Below are 10129 nucleotides of genomic sequence, written 5' to 3' on the forward strand. Positions count from 1 at the left end.
CACATGTCCCAGCCCTTGCGCTTCATCGAGACCTCGCCCCAACCGCCGGCCAGCGCCGACGTCGTCGTCATCGGCGGCGGCATCATCGGTGTGTTCACCGCCTACTACCTGGCGCGGCGCGGCCTGTCGGTCGCCCTGGTCGAGAAGGGCCGCATCGGCGCCGAGCAGTCGAGCCGCAACTGGGGCTGGTGCCGCCAGCAGAACCGCGACGCCCGCGAACTGCCGATGGCCACCAGGAGCCTCGAACTGTGGGACCAGTTTGCCGCCGAGACCGGCGAGGACACGGGCTTCAAGCGCTGCGGCTTGCTGTACCTGAGCGATGACGAAGCGCAGATCTCCGACTGGGCCCATTGGCGCGAGCTGGCCAAGACCGCGGGCGTGACCACCCACATGCTCAGCGGCCGCGAGGCCTCGGAGCGGGGCCAGGCGACCGGCCGCAGCTGGAAAGGCGGCGTCTTCTCCCCCAGCGACGGCACGGCCGACCCGGCCAGGGCGGCACCCGCGGTGGCCGCCGCGCTCGTCAAGCTCGGCGGCAGCGTCCACCAGAACTGCGCGGCCCGCGGCATCGAGCTCGAAGGCGGCCGCGTCAGCGGCGTCGTGACGGAGGCCGGGACCATCAAGACCCGCACCGCGGTGCTCGCGGGCGGCGCATGGGCGTCGTCGTTCTGCAACCAGCTCGGCGTGCGCTTCCCGGTTGCCACGGTGCGCCAATCCATCGTGCGCCTGGCACCGGTGCAGCAGCGCCTGCCCGACGCCCTCGCCGGCCCGCGCGTCGCCGTCACCCGGCGGCCCGACGGCCACTACGTCCTGGCGATCAGCGGGCGGGGGCGCGTCGACCCCACGCCGCAACTGATGCGCTTCGCGCCGCAGTTCATCCCGATGTTCGCCAAGCGCTGGCGCAACGTGTTCCCCGGCGGCCTGGAAGGCCTGCGCTGGGGCCACGAAACCCGCGCGCGCTGGAAGCTGGACGCACCCACGCCCATGGAACGCGCGCGGATCCTCGACCCGAAGCCCGACCCAGCCGGCGTTCGCGAAACCCACCGCCGCGCCATCGACTTGTTGCCGGCGCTCCGCGACGCCCGCATCGCCAGCACCTGGGCCGGCTACATCGACAGCACGCCCGACGGTGTGCCGGGTATCGGGGAGCTGCCGCAGATGCCCGGCTTCATCCTGGCCGCGGGCTTCTCGGGACACGGTTTCGGCATCGGCCCCGGCGCAGGCCACCTGATCGCCGACCTGGTGACCGGTTCGCGGCCCATCTTCGACCCCGCGCCGTTCAACCCCGCGCGGTTCAACGAGTCGTCCTGGGGCAAGGTGGCTGACTTCTAACTCCCCAAGCAAGACGGACGTCCATCCCTCTTAAGGGGGATACGACGGGGGATGCCACCCCGCGCATCCCCCGCTCCTCCCCCCTCGATCCCACCTAAGGGCGATACCTTCGCGGCCGGCGCTTGCCGAGACTGCGGTCACCGACATCGGAGACCGCCATGCAGACCCAAACCAACCCGCCCACCCCCGACACCGTGCGCCAGCAGGGCGCCAACGTGCTGCGTGTCACCCTCAGGCAGCTCAGCGCCTGGGCCAGCGACGATGCGCAGCACCGGGTCATCCTGCCCGTGGCCGACGAGGAGGCCTGGGAGGGCACCGAGATCGACGTTCGCAGGACAGTGCTGTGAACGGCGGCAGCCCGACGTCGGTGGGGTTCGCTCCGGCCCATCGCCAGGCACTCCAGGCGCCCCAGGCGTGCCAGCCCCCGCAGGTCGCCGGCTGGGTGTTCGATGCCGAAGGCGGCCACATCCGCGGCGTGGACCAGCACGGCCAGGTGCTGTTGCTCGTGGCGGCCAGCCCGCTGTTCGGCCCGCGCCTTGCCGCGGCGTTCAGCTCGGCGCTGCCCTGGTCGCCGCCGACGCTGAACGGCCTGCGCGCCAGCTTGCCTCGCTGACGCTTTTCAGTGTGGGCACGCCAGTTGCCCCGCATGCCGGTCCATCACCGAAGGAACCGCCATGAACAACCCCTTGCGCCACGTGGGCCAGAGCGCGCGCCCCGAAGAAGCCGCGAAACCCTCACCTGACGACCAGGCCGGCGACGCCGGGGCCGAGGCCCGCCAGCAGAACCCGACCGACGCCCCCGGCGGCACGCTGGAGCAGCACCCGCGCACCACGCCCTCTGCCCCGACGACGCGGGCCACCCCGGCGACCGGCCCGCGTGCCGCGAACAAGGAGATCAAGGACCTCGAGCCTGGCGAGCCGCCGCCCGAGTCCAGCGCCGGGTCCTGACGCGCACGCCCGCGCCCCACCCTCGCTCTGCACATAAGCAACGCCGCTTTCCTTCGTTCCGCGAGGAAGCGACGCTCCCTATCGTTGTGGCCTGAACACGCACAGGCCACCCATGCACATCACCAGCATCTCCGGCAGTCCCAGCGAACGCTCGCGATCCGCCTGGTTGACGCAGTTCGCGCTGACCCGCCTTGAAGGCGTGGCCACGCGCAGCGAGCACATCACCCTGCGCGGGCTGCCGGCCGCGGCCCTGCTCGGCGCGGACACCACGGATGCGGCCATCGCCCAGGCGGTCGACGCCGTCGGCGCGGCCAGCCTCGTCATCGTCGGCACGCCCATCTACAAGGCCGCCTATTCCGGCCTGCTGAAGGTCTTCCTGGACCTGCTCCCGCCCGACGCGCTGCGCGGCAAGACCGTGCTGCCGCTGGCCACGGGTGGCAGCACGGCGCACCTGCTGGCGCTGGACTACGCGCTCAAGCCGGTGCTTTCGGCGCTGGGCGCACGCCATGTGCTGGACGGCGTCTTCGCCACCGACGCGCAGCTGCAGCGCCATGAGGCGGGCGGCTACGTGCCCGAACCCGACCTGCTGGCGCGGCTGGACCGCGCGCTGGAACCCCTCGTGCCCGCCGCGCGAATGCGCATCGACGCCGAGCTCAGCTGTCGGCGCTGAAGCAGCCCACCACCCCTTGTCTCCTCGCCACCCGCACGGGATCGGCGATTCATCCCGGCGCTCGGGCGCGGATCGGGTGCACCCGAGCGCCGGGATCTTTTTCGCAGGACATCACATGCTCTACCGCTCATTGCTTCGCTGGACCGCGCCGCTGCTGCTGGCCGCCATCGGCCTGCACGCCTCGGCGCAGGCCACGCCGCCCCACACGCTGAGGATCGGCTTCCAGAAATCCGCCAGCCTGCTGACGCTGCAGAAATCCAGCGGCTCGCTGGAAAAGCGCCTGGCCCCGCTGGGGGTGGCCGTCAAATGGGTCGAGTTCCCCGCCGGCCCGCAACTGCTCGAAGGCCTGAACGTCGGCGCGGTCGACGTGGGCTTCGTCGGCGAGGCGCCGCCCATCTTCGCGCAGGCTGCCGGTGCGCGCTTCGTCTACATCGGCCACGACCCGGCCGCGCCGGAGGCGGAAGCCATCGTCGTGCCCAAGGATTCGCCGCTCAAGTCGGTGGCGGAACTGAAGGGCCGGAAGGTCGCGCTGAACAAGGGCAGCAACGTCCACTATTTGCTCGTCAAGGCGCTGGAGAAGCAGGGCCTGAAGTTCGGCGACGTCCAGCCCGTCTACCTGGCGCCGGCCGATGCGCGCGCGGCCTTCGAGCGCGGCGCGGTGGATGCGTGGGTGATCTGGGACCCGTTCCTCGCCGCCGTCGAGAAGCAGAGCGGCGCCAGGCAGCTCGCCGACGGTCGGGGCATCGTCAACAACTACGCCTACTACCTGGCCGAGCGCGGCTATGCCGAGAAGCAGCCGCAGGTCATCCAGGCGCTGTTCGAGGACACGCAGGCCCAGGCTGCGTACCTGAAGGCCAACATCAAGGCGGCCGCCGCCGTCATCGCACCGCTGCAGGGGCTGGAAGCCGAGGTCGTCGAGAAGAGCCTGGCGCGCTACCAGTTCGGCGTGAAGCCGCTGACGCCCGCCGTGGCGGCCGAGCAGCAGAAGATCGCCGACAGCTTCCACACGCTCGGGCTGATCCCCAAGCCCATCCGCGTGGCGGACGCGTTGCCGGGCACGGCCAAGCTGGCGGAGGCGTCCAGATGAGCGCACAGACGACGCGGCGCGCCGCCGTCGCCATCCTCGCGACGACCGCCTCGCTGTGGGTGCGTGCGCAAGGGGCGCCGCAGCTGCAGCACCTGCGGATTGGCTTCCAGAAAGGCTCCCTCAACCTCGCGCTGCTGAAGAGCTACGGCCTGCTGGAGCAGCGCCTGCCCGGCACCAAGATTCAGTGGACCGAGTTCCCCGCCGGCCCGCAGCTGCTCGAGGCGCTGGCGCTGGGCAGCGTGGACCTCGGCGCCACCGGCGACGCGCCGCCCGTGTTCGCGCAGGCCGCGGGCAAGGACGTCGTCTATGTCGGCGCCGAGCCGCCCAAGCCGGACAGCTCGGCCGTGCTCGTCAAGCCCGATTCGCCGCTCAGGACGCTGGCCGACCTCAAGGGCCGCCGCGTCGCCCTGCAGAAAGGCAGCAGCGCCCACTTCCTGACCGTGCGCGCCGTGAAGAAAGCCGGCCTGGCCTGGGCCGACATCCAGCCCGTCTACCTGCCGCCGGCCGACGCGCGTGCCGCCTTCGAGCGCGGCTCGGTCGACGCCTGGGCCGTGTGGGACCCGTACTACGCGGCCGCCGAAGTGACCGGCGAGCTGCGCGCGCTGGCCACCAGCCGCGGGCTGACCAGCAACAACACCTTCTACCTGGCCTCCCGTGCGCTGAGCCGCGACACCGCGCTGCTGAAGACGCTGTTCCAGGCGCTGACCGACACCGACACGCGGGCCCGCGCCGAGCGGCGCGACGCGGTGCAGCGCTACGCCGAGTTTGCCGGCCTGCCGCTGGCGACGGTCTATCGCATGGTCGAGCGACGCGGCGCCGCGCCGGTGGGGCCGCTCACGGCGGACATCGTCAAGGAGCAGCAACTGGTGGCCGACTCGTTCACCGAGCTGGGCCTCATCCCCCGCAGCATCCGCGTCGCCGACGCGATCGCCACGCCCATCGGCAAGGCCTAAGGAAGCATTCCCATGAAGATCTTCTGGTTCATCCCCACCCACGGCGACAGCCGCTACCTCGGCAGCTCGCGCGGCGCGCGCGTGGCCGACCATGCCTACTTCAAGCAGATCGCCATCGCCGCCGACAGCCTCGGCTACGAAGGCGTGCTGCTGCCCACCGGCCGCTCGTGCGAGGACTCATGGATCGTCGCGGCCAGCCTCATCGACGCCACGCGGCGCTTGAAGTTCCTCGTCGCGCTGCGGCCGGGCCTCGTCGCGCCATCGCAAAGCGCGCGTATGGCCGCCACGCTCGACCGTCTCTCGGGCGGGCGCCTGCTCGTCAACCTCGTCACGGGCGGTGACGCCGAGGAGCTGGCCGGCGACGGGCAGTTCCTGGACCACAGCGCACGCTACGAACAGTCGGCCGAGTTCATCCGCATCTGGCGCGAGCTGCTGGCTCGCTCCCACGACGGCGAGGGCTTCGACTTCGACGGCCAGCACCTCAGCGTGAAGGCCGGCAAGGTGCTCTATCCGCCCATCAACAAGCCCTACCCGCCCGTGTTCTTCGGCGGCTCGTCCGCCCCCGCGCACGAGCTGGCGGCGGCGCAGGTGGACACCTACCTGACCTGGGGCGAGCCACCCGCCGAGGTGGAGAAGAAGCTGGCCGACGTGCGCGAGCGCGCCGCCGCGCATGGCCGGCAGCTGCGCTACGGCATCCGGCTGCATGTCATCGTGCGCGAGACCGAGGACGAGGCGTGGCGCGCTGCCGGCGAGCTGCTGTCGCAGTTGGACGAAGCCACCGTCGCCGCCGCGCAGGCACGCTTCAAGTCGATGGACTCCGTCGGCCAGCGCCGCATGGCCGAGCTGCACGGCGGCCAGTTCAACAAGGCCGACGTGCGCCAGGGGCTGGAGATCGCGCCCAACCTCTGGGCCGGCGTGGGCCTGGTGCGCGGCGGCGCCGGCACGGCCCTCGTCGGCAACCCACAGCAGGTGGCGGACCGCATTCAGGCCTATGCCGCGCTGGGCCTGGAGTACTTCATCCTGAGCGGCTACCCGCACCTGGACGAGGCGCACCGCTTTGCCGAACTGGTGTTCCCGTTGCTGCCGCTGGACGTGCGCGAGAAGCTCAGTGCGCCGGCGCTGACCGGGCCGTTCGGCGAAGTCGTCGCCAACCACTACGCCCCCAAGGCAGTCTCCGCGAGCTGACCATGCGCCAGCGCCTGATTCCCTGGCTGCTGCCCGCGGCCATCCTCATCGCCTGGGAGGTGGCCTCGCGCAGCGGCCTGCTGTCCGCCCGCATCCTGCCCGAGCCGGCCGCCGTGCTGGCGGCGTTCTGGCAGCTGCTGCGCTCGGGCGAACTGGCGCACCACGTGGCCGTCAGCACGGCGCGCGCGTTCTCGGCACTGGCCATCGGCGGCGGCCTGGGCCTGGCGCTGGGCCTGCTGACCGGCACCTGGCGCCAGGCCGAAGCGCTGCTCGACACCACGCTGCAGATGCTGCGCAACATCCCGGCCCTCGCACTGATCCCGCTGGTCATCCTGTGGTTCGGCATCGACGAGACCGCCAAGCTGGTGCTGGTGGCGGTGGGCGTGTTCTTCCCGGTCTACCTGAACACCTTCCACGGCATCCGCGGCGTCGACCGCGATCTCATCGAGATGGCGCGCAGCTACGGCCTGTCGGGCTGGCAGCTGTACAGGCAGGTCATCCTGCCCGGTGCGCTGCCGTCCATCCTCGTCGGCCTGCGCTTCTCGCTCGGGCTGATGTGGGTGCTGCTCATCGTCGCGGAGACGCTGTCCGCGCAGGCCGGCATCGGCTACCTAACGATGAATGCACGCGAGTTCCTGCAGACCGACATCGTGCTCGTCGGCATCCTGCTCTACGCGCTGCTGGGCAAGCTGGCCGACGTCGCGGCGCGCTGGATGGAGCGCGCATGGCTGCCCTGGCACCGCGGCTATGCGCAAGAAGGAGCATGACCATGTGGCTGACCGAGTTCGACACCCCTGTGTTGCCGCGTGAGCCGGTGATCGACAGCGCGCCGGCGCGGGACGGCTCGCGCGGCCTGGCACTGGCGCTGCGCGGCGTCGACAAGTCCTTCGGCACCCGCCATGTGCTGCAAGACCTGGACCTGCAGGTCGCGCCCGGCGAGTTCGTCGCCCTGGTGGGCCGCAGCGGCTGCGGCAAGAGCACGCTGCTGCGCCTCATCGCCGGGCTGGACGCACCGAGCGCGGGCCGCGTCGAGGCCGGCGCCGCGCACGAGCGCCGGCTGATGTTCCAGGACGCCCGCCTGCTGCCGTGGAAGCGCGTCGTCGACAACGTGGCCCTGGGCCTCGAAGGCCGGGGCGCGAAGGACCGCGCGATGGAAGCGCTCGCGCAGGTCGGCCTCGCCGGCCGCGGCGGTGACTGGCCGGCCACGCTGTCCGGCGGCCAGCGCCAGCGTGTCGCGCTGGCCCGCGCCCTCGTGCACCGGCCGCGCCTGCTGCTGCTGGACGAGCCGCTGGGCGCGCTGGACGCGCTGACCCGGCTGGAGATGCACCGCCTGATCGAGCAGCTGTGGCGCCGCCACGGCTTCACGGCGCTGCTGGTCACGCACGACGTCGCCGAGGCGGTGGCGCTGGCGGACCGCGTGCTGCTGATCGACCGCGGCGGCATCGCGCTGGACGCCGGCGTCGCCCTGCCCCGCCCGCGTTCCCGCACCGCGGCCGGCTTTGCCGAGCTGGAGGAGCGGGTGCTGCGGCAGATCGTCGGCCAGCCGGCGGGAGGCTAGGGACCGGGCTCGATCAGCGTCGCGCTGACCCGCCGGAAGACGCCGACCGCCCGGTCCACATCCCAGCGCTCCACCACCGCGCTGCGGCCCGGCCCGGTGCGGATCACGTTGACCGAGTTGGCGATGCCGCCGCGCACGCGGCTGCTCAGCGCCGTGCCCGCCTGCACGGCCCAGACCTGGCGCGGCAGGTCCGGCCAGCGCGAGCGCAGCGGGACGACATAGGGCAGGTGGATGTGGCCACCGATGATGAGGTCGGCCCCCGCCGCGGCCCAGCGGCGCACCGCCACCGCGTGGCCGCGCAGCAGGTTCTGGGTGTCGCTCGTCGGCACGGCCACCGGCTGGTGCACGGCGACGACGCGCAGCTGCCCCGGTCGCGCGAAGGCCAGCTGCTGCGCCACGCGTTCGATCTGCCCGGCCGACACCTCGCCGTGCTTGTGGCGGTAGCGCCGCGTCGTGTTGATGGCGATGACGAGCAGGTCGTCGCGTTCGAAGCTGCCTTCCAGCGCTTCGCCGAAGGCGCTGGCGTAGCGGCCGTACGGGTTGAAGGCACGCGCGCAGACGTTGAACAGCGGGATGTCGTGGTTGCCGGGAATGACCAGCCACGCCAGCACGCCGAGCTGCTCGAAGCAAGCCTTCGCGCGGGCGAACTGCTCGGCGCGGGCGCGCTGCGTGATGTCGCCGGTGACCAGCAGCAGGTCAGGGCGCAGCTCGGCGCTCAGCCGCTGCAGCGCCGCCATCGCCTGCGGCTGCTCGGTGCCGAAATGAGGGTCTGAGACCTGCAGCACCACCGTCATGCCGCCACCTCCCCTTCGGTGCCCGCGCCGCGGGCTTCGCGCCGCTCCTGGGCCAGGCCGGGCGGCCGGACCAGCATCAGCGGCTGCGGCGCCACCTCGAAGCGCAGCGGCAGCGGCATGCGCAACACCTCGCCGTCGGTGGCGACCTTGATGTGCCGCGAGCCGAAGGCGCCGGCCGTCACGGTGAGGCGCCGGAAGGCGAAGTGGATCACCTGGTCGGCCTCGCCGAGCTGGCCGAAGGCACCGCGCGCCAGCAGGGCCAGCAAGGACGCGCGCCCCACGGGCTTGAGCATCACGCCGGCGAGGTGGCCGGCGTCGATGGCGCGCGCCTGGGGCAGGCCCACCTGCTCCATCTGCAGCGCGTTGTTGCCGACGAACAGCGTCGGCGTGCGCACCTGCCGCGACTGGCCCTGCAGCTCTATCGTCAGGCGCAGGCTGCGGTGGCCGCTCAGCAGCGTCTTGATGCCGGCACCGAACGCGACCAGCCGGCTGCGGCCCAGCTGAGATTTCCAGGCCTCGCGGTCTTCCAGCAAGCGCGGATAGAGGCCCAGGCTGGCGTTGACGAGGAAGACCCTCTCGTTGAGCAGGCCCACCTGCACGGGCATTGCCTCCTCGGCCAGCAGCACGCGCAAGGCGCCGGGCAGGTCGGGCGGTATGCCGTGCGTGCGCGCGAAGTAGTTGAAGGTGCCGCGCGGCAGCACGCCGAAGCGGCAACCACTGCCGAGCACCTGCTGCGCCACGCCATTGATCGTGCCGTCGCCGCCGGCCGCGACCACCGTGCCGCCGGCCGCGTGCGCGCGCCGCACCGCCTCACGTGCCGCGTCGGCCAGGCCGCGGGGGTGGGCGACGGGAAGCAGCTCGCAGCGGCGGCCCGCGGCGGCGCAGGCGGCTTCCACGGCCGGCGCCAGCTCCTCCTCCGCGCTGGACCCCGCCGCGGGGTTGAACACCACGAAGAGGGGCGAGGCGGCGGCGGATCCGGGCGATGGCGGCATGTGCGTGGTGGGCTGTGCAGGCGCCATCATGAGCCCAACGCAGCGCGCCGTTCAGTGCTCAGCGCCAAAGCATGAACTCCCCAGGGTGAAACATGACTGGACCGGGCTTGCGCAGGCCCTTGCCCGCCGCGCCGCCACGGCCGGTTCGGGGGGCAATCCAGGCGCCCGCGGCGGCGTCCGCGACCGGCATGGCACCATGCCGGCCCATGACCGTTCACGTCGCCTGCCTCTGCGCGGCCTGGTGCCGCACCTGTGAGTCCTACCAGCAGATCTTCGAAGCCGCCTGCGCCGGGTTGCCGGAGCCGGATTTACGCGTGCGCTGGATCGACATCGAGGACGAGGCCGAGCTGGTCGGCGACCTGGACATCGAGACCTTCCCCACGCTGCTGATCGCCGACGACGCGCACGTGCGTTTCGCCGGGCCGCTGACGCCGCAGCCCGAGACGCTCAGGCGTGTCCTGCGCGCCCACCTTACCGATGCCACGCCGGCCAAAGTGGCGCCCGAGTATGCGGCGTTGGCGGAGCGTCTCAGGACGCAGGGCTGACGGCTGTCCTGGCGGAGGCGGCGACGTCCAGAAGTGAAAGGCTGCAGGTCAATCTGACGGCAAAACGCA

13 protein-coding genes are annotated in these 10129 nt (G+C 72.0%); 11 read left to right on the forward strand and 2 right to left on the reverse strand.

From position 1 onward, the window contains the following. The first annotated feature begins 3 nt into the window (after positions 1–3). From ASD35_RS23420 to ASD35_RS23465, 10 genes are all read left to right on the forward strand, one after another. Positions 4–1329 (forward strand): FAD-binding oxidoreductase, encoded by a 1326-nt coding sequence (locus tag ASD35_RS23420; protein WP_056877310.1) that lies wholly within the window; start codon positions 4–6, stop codon positions 1327–1329. A gap of 158 nt (positions 1330–1487) precedes the next feature. Further along, entirely contained in the window at positions 1488–1676 is a 189-nt protein-coding gene (locus ASD35_RS23425; protein ID WP_056877311.1) for a hypothetical protein, read from the forward strand. Further along, on the forward strand, positions 1673–1942 hold the full coding sequence (locus tag ASD35_RS23430; RefSeq protein ID WP_056877312.1) for a hypothetical protein: 270 nt from the start codon (positions 1673–1675) through the stop codon (positions 1940–1942). Before ASD35_RS23425 ends, ASD35_RS23430 begins: the two co-directional genes overlap by 4 nt. Before the next feature lie 61 nt (positions 1943–2003). Beyond that, the gene (locus ASD35_RS23435) at positions 2004–2276 is read left to right on the forward strand and encodes a hypothetical protein (protein WP_056877313.1); all 273 of its coding nucleotides are present in this window, start codon (positions 2004–2006) and stop codon (positions 2274–2276) included. Positions 2277–2388: 112 nt separating this feature from the next. Then, on the forward strand, positions 2389–2946 hold the full coding sequence (gene ssuE / locus ASD35_RS23440; RefSeq protein WP_056877314.1) for an NADPH-dependent FMN reductase: 558 nt from the start codon (positions 2389–2391) through the stop codon (positions 2944–2946). A gap of 115 nt (positions 2947–3061) precedes the next feature. Beyond that, positions 3062–4033 carry a sulfonate ABC transporter substrate-binding protein gene (locus tag ASD35_RS23445; RefSeq protein WP_056877315.1) on the forward strand — a complete coding sequence of 324 codons (972 nt, stop codon included), beginning with the start codon at positions 3062–3064 and terminating at the stop codon, positions 4031–4033. Then, the gene (locus ASD35_RS23450) at positions 4030–4986 is read left to right on the forward strand and encodes an aliphatic sulfonate ABC transporter substrate-binding protein (RefSeq protein WP_056877316.1); all 957 of its coding nucleotides are present in this window, start codon (positions 4030–4032) and stop codon (positions 4984–4986) included. The genes ASD35_RS23445 and ASD35_RS23450 overlap by 4 nt, the downstream gene beginning before the upstream one ends. Positions 4987–4998: 12 nt before the next feature. Beyond that, complete coding sequence (gene ssuD / locus ASD35_RS23455; RefSeq protein WP_056877317.1) at positions 4999–6171, forward strand: FMNH2-dependent alkanesulfonate monooxygenase; 1173 nt, start codon at positions 4999–5001, stop codon at positions 6169–6171. A gap of 2 nt (positions 6172–6173) precedes the next feature. Continuing rightward, entirely contained in the window at positions 6174–6938 is a 765-nt protein-coding gene (ssuC, locus tag ASD35_RS23460) for an aliphatic sulfonate ABC transporter permease SsuC (protein WP_056877318.1), read from the forward strand. 2 nt (positions 6939–6940) lie between these two features. Continuing rightward, complete coding sequence (locus ASD35_RS23465; protein WP_082580377.1) at positions 6941–7729, forward strand: ATP-binding cassette domain-containing protein; 789 nt, start codon at positions 6941–6943, stop codon at positions 7727–7729. On the opposite strand, the gene ASD35_RS23470 is transcribed toward ASD35_RS23465, so the two are convergent. Then, entirely contained in the window at positions 7726–8523 is a 798-nt protein-coding gene (locus tag ASD35_RS23470; protein ID WP_056877319.1) for a metallophosphoesterase, read from the reverse strand. The genes ASD35_RS23465 and ASD35_RS23470 overlap by 4 nt on opposite strands. Next, on the reverse strand, positions 8520–9515 hold the full coding sequence (locus tag ASD35_RS23475) for a diacylglycerol kinase family protein (protein WP_056877505.1): 996 nt from the start codon (positions 9513–9515) through the stop codon (positions 8520–8522). Before ASD35_RS23475 ends, ASD35_RS23470 begins: the two co-directional genes overlap by 4 nt. A gap of 206 nt (positions 9516–9721) precedes the next feature. On the opposite strand from ASD35_RS23475, the gene ASD35_RS23480 reads away from it, so the two are divergent. Further along, a complete protein-coding gene (locus ASD35_RS23480) occupies positions 9722–10060 on the forward strand; it encodes a co-chaperone YbbN (RefSeq protein WP_235538434.1) in 339 nt (112 codons plus the stop codon). Positions 10061–10129 lie beyond the last annotated feature (69 nt).

Origin of the sequence: Pelomonas sp. Root1444 (assembly GCF_001426885.1) — a bacterium.
Lineage (GTDB): Bacteria > Pseudomonadota > Gammaproteobacteria > Burkholderiales > Burkholderiaceae_C > Pelomonas.

Excerpts from the sequence above, each read along its gene's own strand:
- ASD35_RS23420 (WP_056877310.1), top strand. The coding sequence starts at position 4 with ATGTCCCAGCCCTTGCGCTTCATCGAGACCTCGCCCCAACCGCCGGCC.
- ASD35_RS23425 (WP_056877311.1), top strand. The coding sequence starts at position 1,488 with ATGCAGACCCAAACCAACCCGCCCACCCCCGACACCGTGCGCCAGCAG.
- ASD35_RS23435 (WP_056877313.1), top strand. The coding sequence starts at position 2,004 with ATGAACAACCCCTTGCGCCACGTGGGCCAGAGCGCGCGCCCCGAAGAA.
- ssuE (WP_056877314.1), top strand. The coding sequence starts at position 2,389 with ATGCACATCACCAGCATCTCCGGCAGTCCCAGCGAACGCTCGCGATCC.
- ASD35_RS23445 (WP_056877315.1), top strand. The coding sequence starts at position 3,062 with ATGCTCTACCGCTCATTGCTTCGCTGGACCGCGCCGCTGCTGCTGGCC.
- ASD35_RS23450 (WP_056877316.1), top strand. The coding sequence starts at position 4,030 with ATGAGCGCACAGACGACGCGGCGCGCCGCCGTCGCCATCCTCGCGACG.
- ssuD (WP_056877317.1), top strand. The coding sequence starts at position 4,999 with ATGAAGATCTTCTGGTTCATCCCCACCCACGGCGACAGCCGCTACCTC.
- ssuC (WP_056877318.1), top strand. The coding sequence starts at position 6,174 with ATGCGCCAGCGCCTGATTCCCTGGCTGCTGCCCGCGGCCATCCTCATC.
- ASD35_RS23465 (WP_082580377.1), top strand. The coding sequence starts at position 6,941 with ATGTGGCTGACCGAGTTCGACACCCCTGTGTTGCCGCGTGAGCCGGTG.
- ASD35_RS23470 (WP_056877319.1), bottom strand. The coding sequence starts at position 8,523 with ATGACGGTGGTGCTGCAGGTCTCAGACCCTCATTTCGGCACCGAGCAG.
- ASD35_RS23475 (WP_056877505.1), bottom strand. The coding sequence starts at position 9,515 with ATGCCGCCATCGCCCGGATCCGCCGCCGCCTCGCCCCTCTTCGTGGTG.
- ASD35_RS23480 (WP_235538434.1), top strand. The coding sequence starts at position 9,722 with ATGACCGTTCACGTCGCCTGCCTCTGCGCGGCCTGGTGCCGCACCTGT.